This window comes from Bifidobacterium sp. M3-N-101, from assembly GCF_023656805.1.
Lineage (GTDB): Bacteria > Actinomycetota > Actinomycetes > Actinomycetales > Bifidobacteriaceae > Bifidobacterium > Bifidobacterium breve.
Window position 1 is genome coordinate 158,338 of record NZ_JAMOKQ010000007.1, and the last position, 25,483, is coordinate 183,820.

At 59.7% G+C, this 25,483-nt stretch carries 24 protein-coding genes; 5 read left to right on the top strand and 19 right to left on the bottom strand.

The window, feature by feature from the left end:
• The first annotated feature begins 61 nt into the window (after window positions 1-61).
• Window positions 62-1,168 carry an IS30 family transposase gene (locus NBH12_RS07330; protein ID WP_250819321.1) on the top strand — a complete coding sequence of 369 codons (1,107 nt, stop codon included), beginning with the start codon at window positions 62-64 and terminating at the stop codon, window positions 1,166-1,168.
• On the opposite strand, the gene NBH12_RS10990 is transcribed toward NBH12_RS07330, so the two are convergent.
• The 8 genes from NBH12_RS10990 to NBH12_RS07365 form a co-directional block, all read right to left on the bottom strand.
• Window positions 1,158-1,421: a restriction endonuclease gene (locus NBH12_RS10990; protein WP_350448321.1), complete on the bottom strand. Its 264-nt coding sequence runs from the start codon at window positions 1,419-1,421 to the stop codon at window positions 1,158-1,160. The genes NBH12_RS07330 and NBH12_RS10990 overlap by 11 nt on opposite strands.
• A 3-nt stretch (window positions 1,422-1,424) precedes the next feature.
• Entirely contained in the window at window positions 1,425-1,712 is a 288-nt protein-coding gene (locus tag NBH12_RS07335) for a chromosome partitioning protein ParA (protein ID WP_041473869.1), read from the bottom strand.
• Between the two features lie 5 nt (window positions 1,713-1,717).
• Window positions 1,718-2,389, bottom strand: a complete 672-nt coding sequence (locus NBH12_RS07340; protein ID WP_015713697.1) for an AAA family ATPase — start codon at window positions 2,387-2,389, stop codon at window positions 1,718-1,720.
• A 272-nt stretch (window positions 2,390-2,661) separates the two neighbouring features.
• Window positions 2,662-3,159 (bottom strand): WhiB family transcriptional regulator, encoded by a 498-nt coding sequence (locus tag NBH12_RS07345; protein ID WP_003831747.1) that lies wholly within the window; start codon window positions 3,157-3,159, stop codon window positions 2,662-2,664.
• The gene (locus NBH12_RS07350; protein WP_015713699.1) at window positions 3,156-3,410 is read right to left on the bottom strand and encodes a hypothetical protein; all 255 of its coding nucleotides are present in this window, start codon (window positions 3,408-3,410) and stop codon (window positions 3,156-3,158) included. The genes NBH12_RS07345 and NBH12_RS07350 overlap by 4 nt, the downstream gene beginning before the upstream one ends.
• Entirely contained in the window at window positions 3,407-4,537 is a 1,131-nt protein-coding gene (locus NBH12_RS07355) for a helix-turn-helix domain-containing protein (RefSeq protein WP_003831746.1), read from the bottom strand. The genes NBH12_RS07350 and NBH12_RS07355 overlap by 4 nt, the downstream gene beginning before the upstream one ends.
• Window positions 4,534-4,689, bottom strand: coding sequence for a hypothetical protein (locus tag NBH12_RS07360; protein WP_015713700.1), 156 nt, complete (start codon window positions 4,687-4,689; stop codon window positions 4,534-4,536). Before NBH12_RS07360 ends, NBH12_RS07355 begins: the two co-directional genes overlap by 4 nt.
• Window positions 4,686-4,877, bottom strand: a complete 192-nt coding sequence (locus NBH12_RS07365; RefSeq protein ID WP_250819322.1) for a hypothetical protein — start codon at window positions 4,875-4,877, stop codon at window positions 4,686-4,688. The genes NBH12_RS07360 and NBH12_RS07365 overlap by 4 nt, the downstream gene beginning before the upstream one ends.
• A 164-nt stretch (window positions 4,878-5,041) precedes the next feature.
• Here NBH12_RS07365 and NBH12_RS07370 point away from each other — a divergent pair, with 164 nt between their 5' ends.
• Window positions 5,042-5,695, top strand: coding sequence for a GNAT family N-acetyltransferase (locus tag NBH12_RS07370; RefSeq protein WP_250819323.1), 654 nt, complete (start codon window positions 5,042-5,044; stop codon window positions 5,693-5,695).
• Between the two features lie 74 nt (window positions 5,696-5,769).
• Here the strand turns inward: NBH12_RS07370 and NBH12_RS07375 are convergent, their stop codons facing one another.
• A complete protein-coding gene (locus tag NBH12_RS07375) occupies window positions 5,770-6,138 on the bottom strand; it encodes a hypothetical protein (protein ID WP_015713702.1) in 369 nt (122 codons plus the stop codon).
• On the bottom strand, window positions 6,138-6,404 hold the full coding sequence (locus NBH12_RS07380; RefSeq protein ID WP_003830682.1) for a helix-turn-helix domain-containing protein: 267 nt from the start codon (window positions 6,402-6,404) through the stop codon (window positions 6,138-6,140). Before NBH12_RS07380 ends, NBH12_RS07375 begins: the two co-directional genes overlap by 1 nt.
• A 611-nt stretch (window positions 6,405-7,015) precedes the next feature.
• On the opposite strand from NBH12_RS07380, the gene NBH12_RS07385 reads away from it, so the two are divergent.
• A complete protein-coding gene (locus tag NBH12_RS07385) occupies window positions 7,016-7,555 on the top strand; it encodes a peptidylprolyl isomerase (protein ID WP_015438894.1) in 540 nt (179 codons plus the stop codon).
• A 100-nt stretch (window positions 7,556-7,655) separates the two neighbouring features.
• Here the strand turns inward: NBH12_RS07385 and NBH12_RS07390 are convergent, their stop codons facing one another.
• The 3 genes from NBH12_RS07390 to NBH12_RS07400 form a co-directional block, all read right to left on the bottom strand.
• Window positions 7,656-9,980, bottom strand: a complete 2,325-nt coding sequence (locus NBH12_RS07390) for a RelA/SpoT family protein (protein WP_250819324.1) — start codon at window positions 9,978-9,980, stop codon at window positions 7,656-7,658.
• 93 nt (window positions 9,981-10,073) lie between these two features.
• On the bottom strand, window positions 10,074-10,550 hold the full coding sequence (dut, locus tag NBH12_RS07395) for a dUTP diphosphatase (RefSeq protein WP_052790252.1): 477 nt from the start codon (window positions 10,548-10,550) through the stop codon (window positions 10,074-10,076).
• Window positions 10,550-10,843, bottom strand: a complete 294-nt coding sequence (locus NBH12_RS07400) for a DUF4193 domain-containing protein (protein WP_003830675.1) — start codon at window positions 10,841-10,843, stop codon at window positions 10,550-10,552. The genes dut and NBH12_RS07400 overlap by 1 nt, the downstream gene beginning before the upstream one ends.
• 151 nt (window positions 10,844-10,994) lie before the next feature.
• Between NBH12_RS07400 and sepH the strand changes: the two genes are divergently transcribed.
• Entirely contained in the window at window positions 10,995-12,068 is a 1,074-nt protein-coding gene (sepH, locus tag NBH12_RS07405; RefSeq protein WP_015438895.1) for a septation protein SepH, read from the top strand.
• Between the two features lie 105 nt (window positions 12,069-12,173).
• Here the strand turns inward: sepH and NBH12_RS07410 are convergent, their stop codons facing one another.
• Window positions 12,174-13,436 carry an alkaline phosphatase family protein gene (locus NBH12_RS07410; protein WP_003831738.1) on the bottom strand — a complete coding sequence of 421 codons (1,263 nt, stop codon included), beginning with the start codon at window positions 13,434-13,436 and terminating at the stop codon, window positions 12,174-12,176.
• A 231-nt stretch (window positions 13,437-13,667) separates the two neighbouring features.
• Between NBH12_RS07410 and NBH12_RS07415 the strand changes: the two genes are divergently transcribed.
• The gene (locus NBH12_RS07415) at window positions 13,668-16,388 is read left to right on the top strand and encodes a DNA gyrase/topoisomerase IV subunit A (RefSeq protein WP_106641578.1); all 2,721 of its coding nucleotides are present in this window, start codon (window positions 13,668-13,670) and stop codon (window positions 16,386-16,388) included.
• 87 nt (window positions 16,389-16,475) lie between these two features.
• On the opposite strand, the gene NBH12_RS07420 is transcribed toward NBH12_RS07415, so the two are convergent.
• The 5 genes from NBH12_RS07420 to NBH12_RS07435 all read right to left on the bottom strand — a co-directional run bounded on the left by NBH12_RS07420 (window position 16,476) and on the right by NBH12_RS07435 (window position 25,346).
• Window positions 16,476-17,753 carry an ABC transporter substrate-binding protein gene (locus NBH12_RS07420; RefSeq protein ID WP_124880099.1) on the bottom strand — a complete coding sequence of 426 codons (1,278 nt, stop codon included), beginning with the start codon at window positions 17,751-17,753 and terminating at the stop codon, window positions 16,476-16,478.
• Complete coding sequence (locus NBH12_RS10860) at window positions 17,746-17,868, bottom strand: hypothetical protein (RefSeq protein ID WP_284703254.1); 123 nt, start codon at window positions 17,866-17,868, stop codon at window positions 17,746-17,748. The genes NBH12_RS07420 and NBH12_RS10860 overlap by 8 nt, the downstream gene beginning before the upstream one ends.
• A 72-nt stretch (window positions 17,869-17,940) precedes the next feature.
• Window positions 17,941-18,369 (bottom strand): helix-turn-helix domain-containing protein, encoded by a 429-nt coding sequence (locus tag NBH12_RS07425; RefSeq protein ID WP_106621736.1) that lies wholly within the window; start codon window positions 18,367-18,369, stop codon window positions 17,941-17,943.
• 80 nt (window positions 18,370-18,449) lie between these two features.
• Window positions 18,450-19,409: a hypothetical protein gene (locus NBH12_RS07430; RefSeq protein WP_025221804.1), complete on the bottom strand. Its 960-nt coding sequence runs from the start codon at window positions 19,407-19,409 to the stop codon at window positions 18,450-18,452.
• An 885-nt stretch (window positions 19,410-20,294) separates the two neighbouring features.
• On the bottom strand, window positions 20,295-25,346 hold the full coding sequence (locus NBH12_RS07435; RefSeq protein WP_250819325.1) for a DEAD/DEAH box helicase: 5,052 nt from the start codon (window positions 25,344-25,346) through the stop codon (window positions 20,295-20,297).
• Between the last annotated feature and the right edge of the window lie 137 nt (window positions 25,347-25,483).

Consider the following 25,483-nt stretch of genomic DNA (forward strand, 5'->3'; position numbering starts at 1 on the left):
GCAACACCTTGTCTAGGGTTGGAAGTGTTCGAAGTTTCTAACTTAAGAAGGTGTCGCACTCATGGGTCAACAGTATTCGCACCTGTCGTCCGAGGAGAGGATCCTGATCGAGAAGCTGCATTGCGAACAGCATCCGGGCATCCGTCGGACCGCGGAGAGGATCGGCCGGGACAAGTCCACCGTGAGCCGCGAGCTGAGGCGCGGCCTGTGGTTCGCGTCCAACGAGAACGGGTCGTACCGCCCCTACCGGCCGAAACGGCTGAAGACCGGGCCGTGGACCTCGGGTCCGTTCTATTCGGCGCTGGCCGCGCAGAGGAAGGCGGACCTGCGCCGGCGCGGATCCCGCAAGCCGCGCCGCATGGACTCGGGCCCGTTGCGCGCCTGGGTGCTGGACGCGCTGCGCAGGGGGTGGAGCCCGGAACTGATCGAGGGACGGTTGAAGGCCCGGTACGCCGGCGACCCGTCGATGCGGATCAGCCACGAGTGCCTCTACCAGTGGATCTACGCCAAGCCGCAGCGGGCGCTGGACCTGCGCCATTACCTGGCGCGCGGCAGGAAACGCCGGACGAGGAAAAAGGGCAGGAAGGCGAAGGGGCCGCGCATCCCGATGCGCGTGCCCATCGCGGACCGGCCCGAGGCGGTCGGATCCAGGAAAGGGTTCGGCCATTTCGAGTCGGACACGGTGGTCGGCGCCGCGCCGTCGAGGCGCTGCATGAACACGCAGGTGGAGCGCAGGAGCCGCGGGCTGTTCGCCCGGCTCGTCGACGACAAGAGCGCGTCCGCCACGGCCAGGGCCGAATACGAGATCTTCAAGGACATGCCGCCGGCCGCGCGCGTCGACCGCACGTGGGACAACGGCACGGAGGCGTCCCTGCACATGCTGGTGGACGAGGCGCTGGGCATGCTCACGTACTTCGCCGACCCGTACAGCTCCTGGCAGCGCGGCAGCAACGAGAACAGGAACGGCAGGATCCGCCGCTACCTGCCCAAGGGAACCAGTTTCGAGGATCTCACGCAGGACGAGCTCGACGCGATCGTCGGGGAGATCAACGACACCCCCATGAAACTCCTCGGATACAAAACGCCCAACGAGGTATGGGACGAGGAGATGGCCAAGCTACAATCAAAACAAGCCGACCCGAAACCAGCCGTTGCACTTACAAGTTGAATCCGGGTTTGCATTCAACGATGGACATGACGCCGTCCCGGCCCCGCAGCAGGATGTCGTATCCACCGTCCCTGGAGGCAGGGGTCACCTCGGTCGTGTATCCGAGCGAACGGAACATGTCCGCGCAGAAACCCTCGAAACCAGCCGGATGGTCGGCGAAAGCGGCGATGATGCCATCGATATTCGCGGCACGCCGCCGCTGTCTGACCCGGAAACGTGAATCCCCGTGGCGGGGATCGTCACGGGGATCGATGGGTCAGGACAGATACGAGTCCAGAGCGTCCTCCAATACCTCCTGGATGCGCATGTCGTGCGCGGCGGCCCAGGTCTTGAGCCGGCGTCGGGTCGAGGCGCGAAGGCTCACGCTGGTCTTCACCCAGCCCTCCCCGGATTCCGGTTTTTCGTCCTTCCGGTTTTTCGTTTTTTCGGTATTCGGCATTGCGGTATTCGGTTTTTCGGTATCTACCGGTTCCGGTATCGCGGTATCCGTCCGGTCGCTGTTGAGCAGCGCGGTCAGGTCGCGCGGCCGGGGCGTCAGGTTCATGTTCCTCACAGGTCCTCCTCCTTGTCCTTGAGCTGTCGCATGGTCTGCTTGAGTTCGCCGGCCAGGTCCCGGTATTCGTGCAGGCGGGACCCGCGGGGCCGGGTGGATTTCGCGTTGAGGATGTCCTGGCGCTTCGGGATCAGCGTCTCGAAGCACGCGATGCCCGCGGCGTCGATCCATTCCAGCGCGTCGCGCAGGGCCGTCGTGTTGGCCTCGGTGCGGCACAGGAGGATCGCGGAGGGGACGCCGCGCCGGTCGCACAGGTTCTTCACCCCGACCGCCTGGTCGAGATCGATGCGGCTGGGGCTCGACGGGATGACCACGAGGTCCGCGTTGTTCACCGATTCGTCCAATGCGCGCCCGTATGGGGCGGAGTCGATCAGCACCCAGTCGACGGGGTCGTCGAGCCTGTCGTTGATCCCGCGCAGGTGCGTGATGTCGGCCGGCGCGGCGGACATCACGTCGAACGGCAACGGATCACCCAGCTCGTCGGCCCTGTACCACCAGTCCTTCGCGTCGCCCTGCACGTCCGCGTCGACGACGAGCACGTGCTGCTCGCCCCGGGACTGGTCCACGAGGGCGCAGGCCAGAAACACGGCGCTTGTGGTCTTCATGCTGCCGCCCTTGCCTGTCGCCAATGCGATGACCATCGGCTCGCGGTTCTTCTTGTCGTTCATCGGTTTCTCCTTATTTTGGTTTTACGGTTTTTCGGTATTTACCGGTTCCGGTATCGCGGTATCCAGTCGGTTGAAGGCATTACCTTGCGCTTCGACCTGAATACCTCACATAAGCGTTGTGGTTATATGCGCCGCAACGCTTAAATGGGATTGCCTGTGGCATGGTTCGTTGGTTCCGGTATTCCGGCCTGTACTGTTTTCGGTAAATCGGTTAATTGGTTTTTCGGTATCGTGGCCTGTGCCGCAGTCCACTCGGACTGCGGTGGCGGCGGTCAGAAGAGGCTGCCCTGGACCAGGCCGTCCGGCACGGGTTCGGTCGGGAGGAAGAGCGGGTCGTCGTGCGTGTATTCGCGGCGGGAGCGTTGGCGGCGTTTGACGGACCGCCAGTAGTCCCTGCCGTCCCGGCGCATGCGTTCGCCCCAGTCCGGGTTGGCGGCCAGCCATTCGCGGATCCGGTGCGGCGTGATCCGGTGCAGGCCGGACATGTCGATGTGCAGGTCGCGGGCGATCAGTCGGGCGAGGATCCAGCGGCTCGCATAGTCGAGCCCGCCGTACACGGCCTTGTCCTTCCAGCCGTTGACGAGAGCGCGGCTGATGCAGTCGAGGCGCATGGGGCACGCGGCACACAGCATGCGGCCCTTGCCCCGCATCCGTTCGTCGATCAGGTCCCGGCCGTCCGGGTCCGTCACGGTGTTCCACATTCGGTCGGCGAGGTCCGGGTCGACCGCGGCGATCCTCGCGCATGCCGGCATCACGTCCCGCCCGTTCATGGCCGACGCCCCGGCAAGGGCTCCTGTGCATGTGGCCGGAGCCGCCCTATGGCCGTTTCGCCGGGATTGCGGGCGGCCCATGCCCGGGCGTATTGGATCAGCAGACCGACGGCCTTGGGATGGCCGAGGCGCTTGTTGCGCCAGTAGACGGCGTGCAGCTGCCAGATCAGGTCCGCGTGCCCGTCGAGCTGCGGGTTGGCGAGGAGGAATTCGCTGAAGCCCGCCTCGGAACAGTCGATGCTCGTGGTCATGCCGTCGCCTCCCCTCCGGCCGTCGCGTCCTGGCCGTCCAATTCGGCCAGCGTCTCCACGGCCCAGTCGGGCAGCCATGGCGCAGCATCCGGCTCCGGCACGGCCGCCGGAACCGTCTGCGCGTGTGCGTCGCCGTCTGTGCGGCCGGCTGCGAGGATCATGTCGTCGTTGAGTTCGTCCCAGTGTCTGGCGAGGGCCCGGCCGGTGCGGATGCGTTTGGGCCACCAATCGCCGTTCATGGCGAAGCCGATCGCGTCGACCATCACGAGGGTGGGCCATTGCGCTCCCTGGTCGACGAGCCTGCGGTACAGGCCGATGATGGCCTTGCGGTCGGCTTTGGTCGGTGAGGGCGTGGCCAGGCCGAGCATCGAGCGCTGCGCACCGAGCGAGGCGAGGACCCGTCCGGCCGCTTCGGCGATCTCGGTGTCGTCCTCGTCGAGTTGTTCGGTTTTATTTTTTTCGGCGGCGGTCGCCCCGCTTGCGGGGAGATGCCCCGTAGGGGCAGAGGGGAAGGAGGGTTTACTCGGAGGGTTTACCTGGAGGGTTTTATCCTTATATAGCAGCCCTGCGGCATTTGCAGTGCTGGGGGTGCAGCTCTCGCAGTGCTGGAGGTGCGAGATTTGCAGTGCCGGTTCCGGGTCGTTTTCCAGCCCTGCGAGATTTGCAGTGCTGGGAATCGGCTTCGTTCCAGCGTTTTCCGGAGTCACGTCCTTGGATTCGCCGTTTTCCATGATGGTGGAGGCGGCGGGGTCCACGGTATTGCCCATGGTCTTCGGGTCGTGTTCCGCCGTGTGCGTCTCCTTGATCCATTCAAGGGTCGACGGGTCGGATTCGACCGCGAGGTCCCACACGATCTGGCAGTACTGGGGCAGACGGTTCCTGCCGCCCTTGCCGAGGCGCGCGTACCGTTGGTCGCCACGGCGGATGAAGCCGCGTTCCTGGAGAGTCTTCAACGCGGTGCGCACGGTCCGTTCCGAGAGTTCGGTGATGTTGACGATGGTCGCGATCTTCGGATAGGCTGCGGTGCCGTCGTCGTCCGCGCGGTCCGCGAGGTAGACGAGCACGGCCTTCGCGCTGGCGTTGCCCACATGGCATTTGAAGGCCCATGACAGTGCGATGTTGCTCACGGTCGGTCCTCCTCACGCTGCTGGGCGGCACGGCGTTCGTCGGCCAATCTGGCGGCCATCTCGTCGCCGAGACGTGCCGCCCGGCACAGGGCCAACGTCATCAGCCACGAGAACGCGACGAACACGATCAATACGATTGCAAGCCAGTTCACGCGAGTTTCCCTTCCATGGACGGGTGCGCCATCATCGACGCCAGGCGACGGGAATCGACGGAGCCCGGACCGTTGTGGCGGGCGAATGCCACCACGACCGGGAACGTCCAAACCGGCGCCTGGAAATCCCGGTTACACTCGGGAAACACAGAGCAAGACATGCGGAATGCTTTAGTAAAGTCGTTCATGTGTGATCACTACTCCAAGACAATGCATTGGGCGGCCACGGACCGGGATCCGGCAAGATACGGGATCCGCGGCCGCTCGGAATATTGGTTGCACCGCCCGTCCCCCGACGTTCCAGCATCGGGAACGGGCGTTTTTTTAGTTGCAGAGAAAGAGAGAAAATCGAATGGGATCAGACCATCGCACCACCTCCCTCGCCGTCGACGGGCCACGCGCCGCCGCAACGGATGGCGAGGCAAAGGCAATCAAGAGCCTGCTCATCAGGGACATCAAAGACTTCGATCAAAGCGTCCCAGCAGTCGTCAGACACGACGATGGAACGATCAGGCCTACGTACATAGGCGTATGGGGACAGGACCGTCTGATAGGCGCGGCCCTCATCCAGCCAGCCCTTTGCGTAGCCGAGACGCTCATATACCGCACCGGGACGAGCGGGGTCCATGCCGCACAGATACGAGAGGCTTTCGCCGAGCATGCAGCCATCATCGAAGGGATCGCGGTCGTCAGGAAGCATCGGCGCGAAGGCTTCGGATCGCAGATCAAGGCGTTCTGCGACTCCTGGGCGGCAGACCACGGCGCTGAACTGATACTCAGCATCCCCACCAACGAGGGCGCGCGCCTGCTCAACGAGAAAGCCGGATACACGGTCGTACCGCCCGACGGATATCTCACCATCAAGGTATTTGACGCTCAGGGACAGCCTCTTCACATTCCCTACGCCGACCAGCGGACCCAGGACAGAGGCACTAGCATGTGGGTGTACAAGCTCGTAGGGCAACGCACACAGCACTTCGAGATTGGCGTTCTCACCGCCTCCTGAAGTTCCGAAGACCATACCGTCGATGAATGTTCCCGACGGGTCGCGGGAGAAGACGAGTCTTCCGGCTTCGTCGCTCATGCCGTCCTCCCCTCGGTCAGCAGCAGGTTCGCCACCACCCGTTCGCGGACGGAGAGCTGTGCATCGACCTCCCGGAAGGCATGCGTGTAGGCATGCGTGGGGCGGAGCCAGGTGTCGGCCAGACCGCGGGTCTCGCCGCGGCGCAGGGCGCGCACGGCGCAGGCCGGGCAGAGCTCCAAAATCTCCGTGTCGCCCGGGACGCAGTAGTTGCGCCAGCCGTTACGGGCGAAATAAGCGTCGCGGGCGGCCGAATCGTAGTCGTCCCAGAACGTGCTCCAGACCACTGTGTGGCAGCCATCGCACACCGTGACGCAATCCCACCGGCTGTCCGGCCATTCGGACTGTTCGTAGATTCCACCAGCCATCACGCCACCTCCTCATGATCAGCATCAAACCCCAGCAAATAGTCGGTAGACACATGGAAGTGCTCGGACAACACAACGATGTCTGAAGTCGTCCAGCCAATGCGTCCCAAGAGTTTTCCATTCGCCGAAGTTTTCGATAAACCAAGCAATGAACCGAGTTGGGCACAAGTAAGTCCCTCATCCTTTACCAGAGCACTTATTCTTTGGGTCACTACATTCATAGTTCTTTCTTCCTGACTTGGTTCATTTTTACTGTACTTCAGCATAGCGTACAGTTTGACTGAACGCAAATCGTATGAGACACTTAATTAAGAAATTCTGAACCATTTTGGGAAGTGATCATATGTCCACATCGGAAGTCTCACCAGAAACACCTTTGGATAAAGGACAACGTGCTGAAGCGGCGATCCCGACCAACGTGAGAGTCTATCTAGGACTAAGCGGAAAAACACAAAAAGCACTTGGAGAAGCTTTGGGCATTACCAAAAGTGCTATGTCCATGAAGATGTGCGGCAAAGTTGGATGGTCAGTAAGCGATCTTGTAACGACCGCCGATTTTCTAGGTGTCACGCCGAGCGCCCTAATGGATGACACAATTCTCAGCAAAGCCGAGGCTGGATATGCAAAATCGGCCGAGTATGGAGTTTTTGCCGAGAAGCCAGGTGCTTTGGTAGGTGCTGGCTCCCCCAGGTTCCTTGTCAGTCCCTTCAACCCCGACGCCCCGATCGAGGGCAGAATCTCGGGTGCTGCTAAAGGCGCCTTGGCTGGTTTCGTGCCATCCGGGGTCCCGTCCGGCTCGAGTTTCCCGTCCATGCCCTCAAAGCATGACGGGATTGGGGTTCCCGGCCGGTCTCAAGCCCATGAGACACTTAAGACCATGACTACCGTAATCATGCGCACCTCTGAGGGCGATATCACCATCAACCTGTTCGACGACAAGGCCCCGAACACCGTGGCCAACTTCCTGGGCCTCGCCACCGGCGAGAAGGAATGGGCCGACCCGTACACCGGTCAGCCTTCCCACGGCAAGTTCTACAACGGTCTGACCTTCCACCGCATCATCAAGCAGTTCATGATTCAGGGTGGTTGCCCGCTCGGCACCGGCACCGGCGGCCCTGGCTACGAGTTCGACGATGAGATCGATCCGAGCCTGAAGTTCGACAAGCCGTATCTGCTGGCCATGGCCAACGCTGGTCTACGCCGCGGTATGGACGGCAAGGTGCACGGCACCAACGGCTCCCAGTTCTTCATCACCACCGTGCCGACCCCGTGGTTGGATGGCCACCACACTATCTTCGGTGAAGTTGCTGATGACGCTTCCAAGAAGGTTGTCGACAAGCTCGAGGCCGTCGAAACCGATCCGATGGATCGCCCGCTCGAGCCGGCCGTGATCCTCTCCGTGGACGTGGCTGAGTAAGACCCACCACAACCGACAACAAAGCTCTCTGATCGATTCCAATCAGAGGGCTTACTCGTTCTTGGCTCCCCTCTGGAGGGGAGCCAGAGTACGGTACGGACTACTTCATCTTGCGCATACGCGGCTCAGCGGACTCCTTGGCACCGGTCAGACGGTACACGTCAAACACGCCATCGATTTTGCGCACGGCGGCCAGCAGCGTGTTGAGATGCTGCGGATCGGCCATTTCGAAGCTGAACTGGCTGGTGGCCACACGGTCGGAACCGGTGGCAATCGTTCCGGAGATGATATTCACGCCATGATCGGACAGCACGCGTGTCACGTCGGACAACAGGTTGCGACGATCCAAAGCCTCGACCTGGATCTTGACCATGAACAGACCTTTGGTGCTGGTCCATTCGACCTCGACCACGCGCTCGGGCTGCTTGTTCTTCAGATCGATCATGTTCTGGCAATCGGTACGATGCACGGACACGCCCTGATTACGGGTGATGAAGCCGATGATCTGATCTCCCGGCACCGGCATGCAGCAACGAGCCAATTTGACCCACACGTCGCCCACGCCCTTGACGGACACTCCGGTAGAGCTGCTGGAGCTCTTACGCTCAACAGGCTTCAGAGGCAGGGCTTCCTGCTCAACTTCCTCATCGACCTCGTCGGCCCCGGCATCCTTGACCAGATGCGAGATGACGTTCTGCGTGGAGATCTGCCCATCACCGATGGCGGCGAACACAGCGTCGGCGTTCGGGAAATTGAGGTCGTCGGCCACACCGATCAGTGCCTCGGTGGTCAGCAGCGCATTGACCGGCAGGTTACGCTTGCGCATAGCGCGGGTCAGTTCGTCGCGGCCTTCCTCAATGGCCTCGGTACGACGTTCCTTCGAGAACCACTGGCGGATCTTGTTTCGTGCCTTCGGGCTCTTGACGAAGCTCAGCCAGTCGCGCGAAGGACCGGCAGTATCGGACTTGGAAGTCAGGATCTCCACCGTATCGCCGTTATCAAGCGTGGTGTCGAGCGGCACCAAACGCCCGTTGACACGCGCGCCCATGGTGCGGTGGCCCACTTCGGTATGCACGGCATAGGCGAAATCAACCGGTGTGGCATGAGCCGGCAAAGAGACGATCTTGCCCTTCGGCGTGAACACATAGACCTCGGACGAGCCAAGATCCTCTTTCAAAGAGCCCAAGAATTCGTTGGAATCCGGGGTTTCGCTGGTCCAATCGGCGAGCTGCTGAATCCACTTGAGGTTATCGGCCTCGGACAGCTCCTGATTGTTCACATCGCGCTTGCGGTCGGACTTGTCTGGCGAGCTCAGGGCACGACCGGCCTGGCCGTTCTCCTTGTACTTCCAGTGCGCGGCGATACCGAATTCGGCACGACGGTGCATGTCCCACGTACGGATCTGGATTTCGACCGGCTTACCGCCGGGGCCGGCCACCGTGGTGTGCAACGACTGGTACATGTTGAGCTTCGGCATGGCGATGTAATCCTTGAACCGGCCGGGAACCGGATTCCACCGCGCATGCACGGCACCAAGCGCCGCATAGCAGTCCTGAATGGTATCGACGATGATACGTACACCTACCAGATCGTAGATGTTCGCGAAATCATGGCCACGCACGATCATCTTCTGGTAGATGGAGAAGTAGTCCTTCGGGCGTCCGGTGACGTATGCCTTGATGTTCTGCTCGTCCAGATCCTCATTGATCTCGGCCAGAATCTGCTTCAAATACACATCGCGTTGACCGGCCCGACGAGCCACCAACACCACGATCTCGTTGTAAATCTTCGGGTAGAGCACCTTGAAGCTCAGTTCCTCGAGCTCCGTCTTGATGGCGTTCATACCCAGACGGTTGGCCAGCGGCGCATACACGTCGAGGGTTTCGCGCGCCTTCTTCTGGGCGGAGGTGGTCTTCACGTATCGCCAAGTGCGGGCGTTGTGCACACGATCGGCGAGCTTGACCACCAAGGTGCGCACGTCACGGCTCATGGCCACCACAAGCTTGCGGATGGTTTCGGCCTGGGCCGAATCACCCACTTCGAGCTGGCTCAACTTGGTGACGCCGTCAACCAGACCTGCCACAGTATCGCCGAACTCGGCACGGCACTGATCCAGTGTGTAGTCCGTGTCCTCCACAGTGTCATGCAGCAGACCGGCCGCCACCACGATCGGACCCATGCCCAGATCGGCAAGAATCTGGGAAACGGCCAGCGGATGGATGATGTACGGCTCGCCGGACTTGCGGCGCTGAACGGAATGCTGGATAACGGCACGCTGATAGGCGCGATCGAGGATGGACAAATCCTCTCCAGGGTGATGAGCCTTGCACACCTGCTTGATTGGTTCAAGCGGATTAAGCGGATCAGCACTGATCTCGCATCCCAGCTTACGGGCGGCATACTGCTCGCCATCGATCTCCGACATGCCAGTCACCTCCCTCATATGACACTCATTGTAGCCGTGTATCGGGGTTGACTGCGTGTTGGCAATCGCATCCAGACCCCGCCTACGGTTAAATCAGGACGCCACTCCCGTGGATCCGAATCCCCGTTCCGCCCTGTCTGAGCCGGGCAAGGTCTCGGCGGGGATGAATCGGGCTTCGACATAGCGCTGGATGACCATCTGGGCGATGCGGTCGCCCGGGTGGAAGACGGCGGTATGCTCCGGGTCGAGATTGATCAGCGGCACTTTGATCTCGCCACGATATCCGGCATCGACGGTGCCGGGCGCGTTGAGCACGGTGACGCCTTGCTTGGCGGCAAGGCCGGAGCGCGGATGGACCAGTGCCACATATCCTGCGGGCAGGGCTATAGCCACACCGGTGGGAACCAGTGCACGCTCAAACGGTTTCAGGGTCACGTCAACGGTGGTGATCAGGTCGGCGCCGGCGTCGCCCGCATGGGCGTAATATAGCCGGGCCGGGTGCTCGGGGTCAAGGCTTTTGACCAGGACCTCGGTGGACTCAGGCTCGTTGTAGGTCTCGTCAAACGCCATCAGGCGGCGCACTCCTCACACACCGGCTGGCCATCCTCATCGGTGTAGGCGAGCTGGCTGCGGTGCTTGACCAGGAAGCACTGGGAGCAGATGAACTCGTCACCCTGCATGGGGATAACGGTCACCGAGGAGTCCTCGTTGCTCAGATCGGCACCCGGCAGTTCGTAATCCTCGGCAATGGCGTTCTCATCATCGTCGATGTCGCTCGAGGTATTCTGCGCGGACTTTCCCAGAGCCTGCAGCGATTCCTCGTCCTCGTCCTTGTTACGGGGGGAATCATAATCCTGAGCCATTATGGTCCTTTCGTCGTCTACCGTTGGCGTTCGCGCGGTTTCGCCGCGTTGTACTCGCCCATAGGATACATGATTTGAAATACTTGTAAAGTTCGACACGTGGGGCATACTGGGAATAAGTAATGTCTTTGCGACGGAAAGTGGTGTGCATATGCCTAAGGATCGGCTCGAGAAGGCCCGTTTCGAGCGCGTAAGCGAAACGGGGGACCTCGTATTCTCCTTGGGAGGCCGTCAGTTCGCCGTCAGCTTGGACGACACGCTCGAACGGGCGATTCTCGAGGCCAAGCAGATTCGCAGCGAACAGCAGCAGCCGGAACAGCCCCATGAGCAGTCCACACTTCCCATCTCGCAGATCCAGTCGCTGATTCGTGCGGGCGCCGACCCGTCCCGCGTGGCGGAACGCTACGGACTGAGCACAACGCTGGTACGGCGTTTCTCCGCCGCGGTGGAAACCGAAAAACAGTATGCGATCGAACAGTTCCTGACGGTGCCCGCTCCGAAGGACAGCAAGGTGCGCACCATCAATGAGCTGGTCGAACGCACTTTGGCGGCGGCGTCCATCGGCATGGAGTCGGTGACCTGGAAATCCACCCGCCGTGGGCTGGAACCATGGCATATCGTGGCGATTTTCACTTCCGCCGGACGTGAGATCCACGCCGAATGGACCTGGAACATGCACGACAATTCCGTGGTCTGCCTGAACAATGCCGCACGCAAGCTGCTCGGCGAGCAGAATCCGAGGACCGAGAACGCAGGCGGCGCAAAGGCTTCGCCGGAACCTGCGCTGCCGGGCGATTCCGTCCGTTCGGCGCGTATCGAGCGTGCCGTGTCTGCATGGGCCGCGCCAAAGCCGTCTGCTCCGCAGACCCGTCCGGCGTCCTCGAATCCGGTGACCTCCACCGGCTCGATGCCTCCGATCGATCTCTCCGCCTCCGGGTCCATGCCGCCGGTCAAGCTTTCCGCACCGGTTTCGACCGGTGCCGCGAGTACGCAGACGCCGCCCGATGACGGCCGGATTCCGGCTGCCCAATCCGATGCCCCGGTCCATGACGAAGTCACCTCCGATTCCGGTGCGGCGCCAGCGGAAACCGGCAAAGCCGCAAAAAAGGAACAGACCGCAGCACCCGCCAAAGCAGCTCCGGCGGAACCCGCTGCGAAGCCGTCCAGAAGGAAGTCGGGACGCTCGGCGGTGCCCAGCTGGGATGAGATTCTGTTCGGCGACTGATTATTCGCTATATCTGGTATAGCCGGATATAGCCGCCTGACGATACGACTCTTTTCCCCGGAATCATATGACTATGCCATGTCGATATCGGTCAGACGATATCGGTCAGGCGACGTCAATCAAACAGGGAATATCCATCTCCATCATCGTCTGCGACCCATGCACGCTAGGCAAATGGGTGGCCTTATCCCCCTGAGTACGCGAATCCACGAATGTGGCCGCGCCGGCAGCCTGTACCATCACGTCGCCGAGGATCGGCCGAATACGTTCCGATACAGGGCCGAACAGCCCATCGGCACATGCCTGTTCCTTGGTACGCACCAACGCCGCGTCCCCCAAGCGGTCACGCCAGCGATCGGCTATGGCGTCCGGTGATTCGCCGGGTTCGGCGTACAGCATCAGAGAGCGCGGCTCTCCCCCCACCAGTTCCACGCCATGGATCAGCGAAGGCTCCGTCGCGATGTCGAGCCGCTGATCCATGTCGGTCTGCACCATGCCATGGTCGGCGATGATGACGATCAAGGTGCCGGCTGACGCGCTACGTTTCAATAATGCAAGCTGTGCGTCGATGTGTTCGAAAGCCGCCACCCAATGCTCGGAATCCCAGCCGTAATTGTGCCCCACCTTGTCCGCGTCACGGATATACAGATAGGTCAGGCCGGGCCTCCTGGCGGCGCGTGCTGCGGCGAGCACGCGATCACGCGGGGTGACATTGGCCTGATAATCAGTGCCGCGCAAGGCCGCCTCGGTCAGTGGAGAGCCGGCAAATTTGGGCAGTCCGGAACTGGTGACGCGCACCTCCTGACGGCGAAGCTTCTCGAACACGGTCTGTTCACGTTGCAAATCATGAGGATCGACCATGGGAGGGGTGGTGATTCTTGGATTGACGGGTTTGGGCGCCAGTGCATCCTTGAATTGGATGAGTTGGATGAGCTTGTGGTTGTTCGGCTCCAGCTGCGTGTATCCGGCCATACCGGTCAATCCCGGGCAGGTGCCGGTGCCGAACGTGGCCATGGCGGCCACGGTGGTGCTGGGTGCGCAGGTCGCGATGGGACGCTGGTTGGCGCTCTCGTTCATCAGCGAGCGCAGGTAGGGTGCATGGCCGAGGCGCATGGCGAGATTCCAGTAGCCAAGTCCGTCCACGAGCACCACGATGGCCGATGTGGCGTCAGGCAGTCCGAGGGCTTTTTTGCAGGCTTGAGGATCGGTGTGGACCTTGGTCGAGATCGGATGACCAATGGCGGCGGAAAGAGCCGGCAATACGGCGGAAAGGTGCAGCGCTCCCCCACGGCCCGCAGCTGTGTCCCCATAAGTCACTGTGGGCACCAACCGCAGCAATTCGTCCATATCCGGCGTCTCAACACTCATAATTGCTCATTATAAGGCTCACAGAAAACCGTGCCCCATTGCAAAAGTGTGAGCCAAACGCACAATATCAATCAATCGCACATAGGTCATTGTGCTGAAGTTCCGCCATTTTTCGTCGTCTTATGTGCGATTGGACTGGCCGAGCACTCACACTTTTCCTATTGAGAACCATTCGCTGCGCGCCGTTTCGCGACCTGACGCTAATATAGGGCGAGTTCGAAAGGGAGTTTCATGGCATCACACCGCAAACCGTCCGCGCAAACCTATGATCCGCGTACGGTCAAGGAGCATATCGTCGAGACGCCGCTGAACGAGGAGATGAGCAAGTCCTTCCTCGAATATGCGTATTCGGTGATCTACGCGCGAGCCCTGCCCGATGCGCGCGACGGCCTGAAGCCGGTGCAGCGCCGCATCGTCTACCAGATGGGCGAGATGAACCTGACCCCCGACCGCCCGTACATGAAGTCCGCCCGCGTGGTGGGCGAGGTGATGGGCAAGCTCCACCCGCACGGTGATTCCGCAATCTACGAGGCCATGGTGCGTTTGGCCCAGCCATTCGCGATGCGTTTGCCGCTGGTGGACGGCCACGGTAACTTCGGTTCCTTGGACGACGGCCCGGCAGCCTCCCGTTATACCGAGGCTCGACTCGGCCCGGCAGCTCTCGGCATGAACGCGGATATCGACGAAGACACCGTTGACTTCACGCCGAACTACGACAACAAGCTCAAAGAGCCGACCGTATTGCCGGCCGCAATTCCGAACCTGCTGGTCAACGGCGGTTCGGGCATCGCCGTAGGCATGGCCACCAATCTGGCCACGCATAATCTCGGCGAAGTGGTGAATGCTGCAAAGTTCCTCATGGCTCACCCGGATGCCACGCTTGAACAGCTGATGCGCTATGTTCCGGGCCCCGACTGGCCCACCGGAGGTACGATCATCGGCCGCGACGGCATTCGCGAGGCCTACGCCACCGGCCGAGGCACGCTCACCACGCGCGCCGCCACCCATATCGAGCATGTCACGGCCCGCAAGCAGGCCATCGTGGTCACCGAGCTGCCGTACATGGTAGGTCCGGAAAAGGTGATCGAGCGTATTTCCGACGGTGTGAAGAACCGCAAGCTGGAGGGTATCTCCGGCGCGTTCGACCTGACCGATCGTCATAACGGCACACGTATCGTCATCGAGATCAAGACCGGTTTCGATCCGCATGCGGTGCTCGTCCAGCTGTTCAAGCACACGCCGTTGCAGGACAACTTCGCCATGAATAACGTGGCGTTGGTGGACGGCCGTCCGCACACGATGGGCTTGAAAGAGATGCTGCAGGTATGGGTTGATCACCGTCGCGTGGTGATTCGCCGCCGTAGCGAATACCGCAAGAAGAAAGCCCTGGAACGCCTGCACCTGGTCGAGGGACTACTCCTGGCCATGCTGGACATCGACGAGGTGATCCAGGTGATCCGCACTTCGGATGATGCGGATGCCGCGAAGACCCGTTTGATGGCCGTATTCGATCTAGACGAGGTCCAGGCCCAGTACATTCTGGATCTGCGTCTGCGCCGATTGACCAAGATGAACCGCATCGAACTTGAGGCCGAGCGTGACGATTTGAAGAAGCGCATCGAGGAGCTCACCCGCATTCTGGCCTCCGCCGAAGCGCTCGACCATGTGGTCACCAGCGAAATGGATGAGGCCGTCGACAAGTGGGGATCGCCGCGTCGCACCGTGCTGTTGGACGCCGATCCCGACGGCACGTTGACGCCGGTCGTGGCACAGGGTTCCGGCACTTCCGGAATTTCGAAATCCGCGCTAGAGGCTGTGAAGTCCGCCACCACCATTTCCTCCGCCGAGGCCGATGTGGCTGCCGCCGCTGCGGCCGCCAAGAAGACCGGCGAACAGTCCGCTTTGACCGGCGCCCTGAAGATCGAGGACGAGCCGTGCGTGGTGATGATGAGCGCCACGGGCCTGATCGCCCGTACCACGCCGAGCGCCATGGATGTGTTCAACTCACGTTCCGCGTCCGACGAACGTCTGCATGATGATCAAATCACCACGATTTTCCGGACTTCCACCCGCGCCACCTATGGTCTGGTCACCTCGGCCGGACGCCTGGTGCTGGCACATGTGGTCGATCTGCCGGCCTTGCCGGCGTCCGCCACGCTTTCTCTGCAGGGCGGAGTCCAGGCCGACGACCTGATCAGCATGACCGAATCCACCGACCCCGTACGCGGGGAACGAGTGGTGACCGCAATCGCCATGGAGCAGTCGGCCGATAACGGCGAAAACGGCGGCGACGGCGAAACCACGGCGGAGGCCAAGCCGCTGCCGTCGCTGGCCATCGGCACCCGCAACGGTGTGGTCAAGCGTTGGAACCGAGAAGCTCCCACCACCATGGATTCCTGGCCGGTCATCGACGTGAAGGACGGGGACGAAGTGGTGTTCGCCGCCGTGGCTGAGGATGATGACCGTCTGGTGTTCGTTTCCTCTGATTCCTCGCTACTCACCTTCGATGCGAAGAACGTGCGCCCGCAGGGCCGCACGGCCGGCGGCATGGCCGGCATCAAGCTCGCCGAGGGTGCTCATGTGATGGCCTTCAATGTGGTGCCCGCCGGCAAGGTGGCTTGGACCTACGAGGAAGGCGAGAACGGTCTGACTTCGGGTGCGGGCGCGGTGGTGCTCACCGTGGCCGGGGATGAGAATGCTCTGCCCGGTACCGAAAACGGCGCCGCCAAGGTGACTCCGCTGGAGATGTATCCCACCAAGGGTCGTGCCACCGGTGGCGTGCGTTCCCAACGCTTCCTCAAGGGCCAGAACACGCTGATTCTCGCCTGGGTGGGCCCCTATCCGCTGCACGCCTCCACATCCGCCGGCTCCCCGGTCGAGCTTCCCAAACCCGACATGCGCCGCGACGGTTCCGGCGTGGACCTCGCATCCCCCATCGCGTTTATTGCATAGGAATGCTCACAATGAGGCGGGGCCACCGTTTCTGGTTCCGCCTCATAACTTTTCCAAATTCAACGCAGTAAGTGACAACCCGGTTTATTACGGCCGAATCACACGACCCATACGTTCCGCGATGGTGTTCTCACCGGTGAATGCCTTGGACATGTAATCTGGATAGATGGAGCCACCGTATACCTGATAGGGCAGGAACTGGAAGTCAGTTTTCACGTTCGACGCCGATTCGGCCAGCACCTTGTTGACCTGCTGTCCGCCGAAGTAATCCTTCTTCTGATCCTGGTACTCGCCGCTTTCCAACGTCTTGGTCAGATCAGGCACGATGCCATTGCTGGTGAGTATCTTCTCCCCGGGACCATAGCCAACGTACTTAGCAAATTCGTATGCGGCCTGAGCATGCTTGGACCCTTTTACGACTGATAGGGATCCGCCACCATTCTCGGCACTCGTTGTATCGTCCTCGGACCAACCTGGCAATGGTGCAACGCGGAATTTGCCTGATGCCTCGGAAGAAGATTGTTGCAGAGTAATAGGCATCCAGCCGCCGGTTGCCACTGAAGCAATTTTGCCGTTGCCGAGGCCACGGAACCAATCATCCGACCAGCCGATTGTCTTCGTGTCAATCAGCTTCTCGTCAATCAGCTTCTGCCATAAACTCTCATAGCGTTTCACGCCTTGATCGTTCTTCAAATCGATAGTGATATTCTCGCCGTCAACGGTGAAAGGTTGACCACCCGCCTGCCAAATCAACGACAAAGCGATTCCCGCATCGGAGCCAGATTCAGCGGCAATATACATGTCTGGGCTCAGCGCGTGTATCTTCTTTGCAGCCTCATAGTATTCATCCCAAGTTTTTGGAGCTTCAGTCACACCGGCTTTATCGAACACCTCTTTGTTGTAGAACAAAGCCATCGGACCGCCACCAATCGGCACACCATAAATGCCGTTGTTTATGTGGACACCGCTCTGTGCACCTTTTGTGTATTCGGACAACATCTTGGAATCGAACCCATATTGAGATAGTTCTTCCAGATCACCGGAAATCGCAAATTGGGGTACTGCATTAAAATCCAGCTGAACAAGATCAGGAGCACCACTACCTGCTTCAATGGCATTGCTGAGCGCGGAATACTCGTCGTTGCTAGAACCCGCATTGACAATCTTCACATCAATATTCGGATGTTCTTTCTCGAATCCTTGCTTAGCCTTACTGACGGTCGGTTCCCAGGCCCATACGAGTAGCTGCTGCTTCTCATCTAAGCCGGCTCCTCCATTCGAAGAATTGGGGCTACCGCATCCGGCGATTCCAATCATCATGGCAACCGCAACCGAAGCCGCTGTAAATTTAACCATATTACGCATATACGCCTCCTTGCGCCCACGAGAACCATCGTTTGGCAACTGTTCCCGCGCTTTTCTCCATGACGAAGGATTCCTCTGACTGCATGACGGTTTCCTTCGCCTTGGTTCCCACCATAAGAGGAACTTTCAGCAAATTCACCTGCCATTACATTGATTTCTTGGCTATCATTCAAGAATTCTTGGCATATCAGTCAGAAAGATTCGATATGATGAGTTGACTTCTATATTCGGACGGAGTCACTCCAATGGAACGTTTGAACATGGCTCCAAACGTACTTTGCGACCGATAACCACAATCCTTTGATATCTGCAGAACGGTCAAATCGGTTAATGACAGGAGATACTTAGCGCGTATGACACGTAAACGTGTCACATACTCATTCGGGCTGGTCCCCACGATTTCACGGAATGCCTTAGCGAAATAAAAGCGACTAAGACAGGCAATTGCCGCCAGCCGGTCGATGGACAAATCCTCGTCAAGATGTTCCGCAATATAGGAAACGACCCGTTCTATCGCAATATGAGTGGCGTTACCGGTCCGATCGATCTCATTGTTCGGGGAGGCCAGATAATAAGTCGATTCCGTGGAATCAAATCCTGAGCCGCTCATTCTCATGAATATGAGTGTATCAGCGTCTCATCAATCGCACTGGATCGTTCTGCCGCAATGATTCTGACAGATACTGCGTTTTCTCATTATGAGCGCAATGGTATGCCTGCCATACGGAGTTTATGCAAGAGCGGGGTACGCTTCATCACTTCGTCGAATCCGAAACGCACGATGGCACTGACTCCGCCTCGCTTCAGACCTTCTTCGCGAATGCGCTCGTCAGCAACGACTTCTCTCACACCTTTGTTATCCGTCATTTCTGGGTCGACGTATTTGCGGGTTCCATCATATTCGCCCACGATCATGCGACCATCTTCAAGCCGCCACAGAAAATCAACACGATATGCCATGCCGGTTTGGGGGTCGATAATGGTCTGCTGTAATTCGGGAATCTTGTATCCGCCTTCGAAGATGGTGCCACGTGTCAATGATTCGCCGCCATTTTCACTGGTAGGATCAGCATAATGCAACAACCGCAGCGCCGCAGTGCAATCGCGTTGCATACTGGCGCATATGCCGATGATGTCGTTAATAGCAACGCCCCGACGCAATGCCGAGTCGACAATGGGCAGTGCATAGCGGAATTCAAGAGTCAGCGCGCAATCCACCACTGTTCGTGCTTCACTGGTCACGGCAACACCATCAATATGCCGTATATCCGTCTGCTGGCTTTTCGGTATGAACAATCGCCGTATTCGTCCGTTACCGGTATCACTTCCCTGAGTATGTGTGGCAATGGTTATTGTGCCGTCATGCAGTAACCATTGATGTTCGAACCCGTGAAGATTTGCGGCGGTCAGACCGGCAAACACCCAGTGACCATGGCGGAGTCCCAATGTGCGCGCAATATGAGCGGACTTCTCGGCAGGGTTCAGCGACTTCCAAAAGTCAGGTTTCACAAACAGGCCGGGGAATACCCGTTCAAGCTCCTGTGCAGAAGCCCGTCTTTCCAATGCGCTTCGCTCTGCTTTGGTTCTGCCAAATGCACAACGACGCTCCTGTTGCGACACTTCCAATAATGTTTCCACTGCTTTGTGATGCTTCATAATATCGACGATATGCAATGATGCACTATTCCAGAAACCTGAACAGGTAATGTGGTTCCAGCTTCCTTTGGTCCCGTCTGGTTATCCGACGAAGACAATATCTCATACCGTTTTTGCAATATGGCAGTGTCGGTTTTTCTCAAATCGCTCACGCCCAGATGCATTCGTTATCGTCTTTCCCCTGCAACTAATTCGCAATTCGTGACTGGACGAAATCCATCATCTTTTGTTGATCGCATCCGACCGAAGTCCACCACCCGGTGCCGATCTCGATTCATTTGCGATCATTTCAATAGAGCGGAACAGAGAGGTATCGCAGTTGTGCCCCGCTAAGCTCACTTCATCGAGGCGAATCGGATATCCCAACCACGAAATTCCCCTCATTGGAAATCCAAACGAGGCAACACCAAGATGGCAGTCGTACTATTGCCCCGTTCCAGATACCTTATCGAGGCCCTGATGAGGCTGGAATCACGAAATTGCCCTACTGACGACATCTAAGCAAGGCAACGGCAAGAGAGCTATCAACATTCTGCCTCGCTCACTCATCTCAGCAAAGCAATTCCAAGACCGCCATCACGGTGCAACCCCACTAAAGCCATACCAACAAGACGATTCCAAGACCGCCATCATGGCATTGCCCCGCTGGAGTCATCCCAACAGGGACAATCCCAAAACCGCTATCATGATGCCACCCCACTAAGGCTTTTTGGCGAAGTGACACCTAGACCGCCATCGCAATGTCGCCCCGCTGAGCCAACCATGGAGAGATACAATCCTCGACAAAATAATGCACAATGCCATAATTCCCACGACAATGCGGCGTAGTAGACCGCATGCATCCATCCAGTACAGCCGCATGCCCCAATGCGACCACATGATGTCTCAGTACAACCGCATACCTTGTGGCACGGGGATGAATCCGGCCTGATGAAGAATGCGGGCGAAGGGATGTCGGGCATTGAGAGGCTCGCCGTTCATATCGCTGAAAGTTACGGTGCCATTGCCGCTGCGCTTGAGGGCATATGCGAGTTCTGTGGCCGCCTTGCGTAACTGTTCATCATTCGTCATGCCGAAATCAGGGGAAGTCTCAAAAGCTGACTCGGTAGAAGAGACACCACCCTCAGTCAGCCCATTAGACGCTGCACCAGTTTCAATCGACCCAGCGGAAACGACACCGACATCGGCAGATCGCTGGAATGCGGTCAAATGCTTGGCTTTGGCGGCTGCATAGAGCAACGCACCTTGCGACCCAAGTACGACTACAGCTCCGGCACGGCGTACAGGCCTGCCTGCACTTACTGGCACATCAGGCCAACCGATTGCCGAACCACTGAGGTTCGCGGGATCAAGTACGCTCACGGCCACCACGGATTGGCTGCGATGCGCCGACGGATGTCTCAGCGCATCCACCGTGTCGCTTTCGGCGAATTGCGCCGCGCCAAAGCCATGTATGAACATGCCACGCACCAGTCGTCCATGTTCCTCCATGCGTTTCAATATCGGATAGACGGCCGAATAACCACCCGGGATATCTTCCTTGTCGATCAGCGGCTGTGCGATCACGCCGTAGCGGTCCAACAATGCTTCGACTAATGCGAGCGCACGCTCCGTCGACTCGTCCTCCCCCATACCGGGAACAGCCGACCATAGGCCGCCCAACGTCATATCCGCAGAGGCACGACGAATTGGTGTCACGCGACCGCGGCGGCGCGAGGTCGAAGCCTTGCGAGAGCCACCAGTTCCCGCAGTCAGCGCACGCACAGGTGCAAAACTGGAATTGCTGATTCTGCCTTGCCACACCAGACTCCACAAGGCGTCCTTGAATTGCCGTTCGCTCCACTCCTGCGGAATAATCTCGCCGGTATCTGGGTTGATGTCCGGCTCGGAGGTCTCATTCCAGACGCGCTTGGCGGCATCTGCCAGCTGACGGGCATGAAATGCGCCGCCCGAAGTCAACGCCGTCATTATCGATTCAGGCATGGTCTCGCTATCGCCATCAGCCGATGCATCCGACTTGGAGTCGAACCGTCCGGAGGATGCGGCACCTGCCGAAAGTTCCGAGGCCTCGGTATCGCCAAGCAGTACCGAATCCGCGGGATGGAAGGCGATCTCTCCGGGCTCCAAGGCACCGGTGCCGCCGGCTTTGGACCCCACCCACACCACATCGCCACCGGTAAGAAGTTCGTCCAGCATCGACGGTTGATAGTCACGCACGCGAGCGGGGAATATCGCGGTCTCCCAGAGACCAGCCGGCAGCGCGACACCCTCCAGCTGCTCGATAACACGCATGAGCCCATCCGCACCCTCGTATCGCTCACCGCCGACCGGACCGATGCCCTGCCTGTCGATAAGGAACATTTGGAAGGCTTCCGGCTCCACTGGCCGCACTGCCTTGCGTGCCTTGTCCAATGACCGCGAACGAATACGACGGAACACGTCCTTATGAAGCCATTGCTGTTCGCTCCCGCTGGCGGGAGCTGTCGACGGAGTCGACTGAAGGTGGCCCTTCTCCGGATATGGACCACCCTCAGTCCGCTTCGCGTCCAGCTCCCGCCAGCGGGAGCATGAAGTGGAGTCCACGAAATGACCTTGGAGAAGGTCCCCTTTGGCGGCCAACTCGTCCAATGCATGTACGACGCTTGCGGCGTCAAGATGCAGGTAGGCGATGATCTGATCTGCGGTGAACGGACCATGGGTTTTCGCGTAACGGGTCACTCGCCCGGTCACGTCATCGGCGGCAAGTTCGTTCCAGAAAGTCCGCTTCTCCAGCTCCTGCTCAACTTCTCGGATCACATCAGGATTGAGCACCTTGGCCATGTCGGTGGTGCCGAGCAGTCGCTCAAGCATCTGCGAGTCCAGGGACAGCAGTTGTGTGCTGCGCTCGGCCTGAGGCTGATCGTATTGGTACATCACCGTGCCCACGAAGCCGAAGAGGATATTCTCGGCGAACGGCGAAGGCGACTCGGTTTCCACGTCCTTCAAGGCGATGGTTCCGGAGCGCAATCCGGTCATCACCTCGTTCAGTGCGGGCATGTCGTAGACGTCCTGCAGGCATTCGCGCGCGGTCTCCAGAAGCAGCGGAAAGTTTTTGACCGTGCGTGCGGATTGCAGGAGTTGTGCGCCACGAAGACGCTGTTGCCAGAGCGGCACACGACGACCAGGATCGGAGCGGGGCATGAACAGTGAGCGTGCGGCGCATTCGCGGAATCTCGAGGTGAACAACACGGATTCGCCCACTTGGCGTTCCACGTCCGCCCTGAGATCTTCAGGGTCGAACAGGAATAGGTCACACGCGAGAATGTGTCCGTCGCCTTCCGGCAACTGCAGTACGATGCCGTCATCAGCGGCATATACCTGACCGTCAAATCCATAGCGTTGGCTGAGTCTGCGACTGATGGCCATGGACCAGGGTTCGTGGACGCGGCGGCCGAACGGGCTTAAGAGCACAATGCGCCAGCCACCATCTTCATCTCGGGTACGTTCCACGATAAGGGTCCGATCACTGGGGACCGCACCGGTGGCGGCCCGTTGTTCGGAAAGTAGACGGGCGAGGTTGGCGATGGCGTTAGAGTCGAGACCGTCTTGGTGGAGGCGGGTGAGGATTGCGTGGGTGAAGGTCGGAGTGCTCCTCCCCTCAGTCCGCTCCGCGGACAGCTCCCCTCGGAGAGGGAAGCCAGAATAGCCACCTTGCTCCATCACCAATCCGTCGGCGATTTCACGGGTGAAGCGGGCTATGGCGCGGCTGAAACCGTAGTCACGTCCAGCTCCCTCACCATGCCAGAACGGCAGTCGGGCGGTTCGTCCGGGCGCCGGGGTGACGACCACACGGTCGCGCGTAATGTCCTGAATCTGCCATGTGGAGGTGCCGAGTGTGATCACATCGCCGACACGCGATTCATAGACCATCTCCTCATCGAGTTCGCCCACACGGCGCTGCCCTTTGCCGGCATCCGCCTCAGGCAATACCACGGTGTACAGGCCTCGATCAGGAATCGTACCGCCTGAAGTGACCGCCACTTTCTGCGAGCCGGGACGTGCCGAGATAAGACCGTTATCCCGATTCCACACCAGTCGCGGCCGGAAGGCGGAGAACTCCTCGGTGTTGTATTCGCCGGACATCATGCCGATCACCGCGTCGAACATGTCACGCGGCAAATCGGCAAACGGTGCCGACCGGCGCACGGTGACATACCAGTCGTCCGCTTTGAGGTCATGCATCACGGCGGCGGCCACGGTCTGCTGGGCAAGTACATCAAGCGGATTCTTCAATACGGCAAGCGGCTCGATATCGCCGGCGATCATGGACTCCAGACTGGCGGCGCCGGTAACGATCTGCTGGCGGGTCAACGGATAGAACAACGCATGCGAGACACCGCCCACCTGATGGTCGGCACGGCCCACCCGCTGCAAACCCGAGGAAACAGACAGAGGCGTGTCAATCTGAATCACCAGATCGACCGAACCCATATCAATGCCCAGTTCCAAGCTCGAGGTGGCCACCACACAACGCAATTCGCCGCGTTTGAGCCGTTCCTCGATCATCTTTCGTCGCTCTTTGGAGACCGAACCATGGTGGGCCATGGCGATGACGTCATCGCCTTCATGCGAGCCGACCAGCATGGTGGTGGAACCGACCACCGCATCATAATGCGAGGCGAAACCCTCACGGCCTTCGGGCGACCCCATGTCCCGCACCAAGTCGGGATCGACTTCATGCCGGGTTTGTGCATAAAGGTCATTGAGCCGCGCAGTGAGCTTCTCGGCCACGCCACGCGAATTGACGAACACCAACGTGGCGCGATGTGCCAGAATCTCATCAAGCACGCTGCGTTCCACAACCGGCCAGATGGAGCCAGAAGTCCGGTCTCCGGCCGCACCGACCAGCACAGCGGAGTCAAAGGCGCCGCCTGTCGTACGCTCGCCCGACAACAGGGCGCCATCTCCACCAGCACCGGCTTCGCCGCCGACCAGCACGCCATTCCCACCCGCAGACAAACCGGAATCGCCCGTTTGCGCGATTCCCTTGCGCTCCGCCAACCGTTGCATAGCCGGCGTAACACCGCTGATATGCGGAGTCGGACGTTCGGAGTCCACGCCGCCGACGCGCTGCTTGGCGTTCACAGATTGCAGATCGCGCATGTTTTCCAGTGGTTCGACCATACGCAGATCCATCGCGGGCCTGCCGCCGGGATTCACGATGGTAACCGGTCTTCCGCCTGTCAGAAAACGTGCGGCTTCTTCGGGCGGATTGACCGTGGCGGACAGCCCGATACGCTGCAGAAGAGGTTCATTACCGGAATCATCCGAAACCTTGGATTCGCCGTCATTGCGGTCCATCGCGCCGCGTCTGCGCGATTCGGCGACCAGGTTTTCCAACCGTTCAAGGCTCAATGCCAGATGCGAACCACGCTTGGTACCGGCCACCGCATGAATCTCATCGACGATTACCGTGTCGACGGTGCCGAGAATCCGCCCGGCCTTGGAAGTGAGCAGCAGATAGAGCGATTCGGGCGTGGTGACAAGGATGTCCGGCGGATGGGAAGCAATGCGCCGACGCTCCTGAGCAGTGGTGTCGCCGGACCGGTTGGCAACCGCGATTTTCGGCGCGGACAGCCCCTGCGCCTCACATTGCGCAGCGATACCCTCCAACGGCTGTTCGAGGTTTTTGGCCACGTCGACTGCGAGCGCCTTCAATGGCGAAACATACAGCACACGCACGCCCGCACGCCGCGTACGAGACACGGTCATCAGCCGGTCAATGGCGGAAAGAAACGCGGCCAATGTTTTACCGGAGCCAGTAGGAGCGATGACCAATACGTTCCGTCCGGAATGGATCGCCGGCCATGCCTGAGCCTGTGCCTCGGTCGGCTGACCGAAGGCATGTTCGAACCACGCTTTGGTAGGTTCAGAAAACAGACTCAAGCTTTCGCACATATGTTCGATTATAGCGATGCGGGGAAACATCGTGAAGATTCCGGTTGGGAGTCCATTGCTCGCAGGCGGGGCCTGCGCATCTCTCCCTCACCCGCTTCACGGGAGCCCCTCGTCAGAGAGGGGGCAAAGGGAATCAC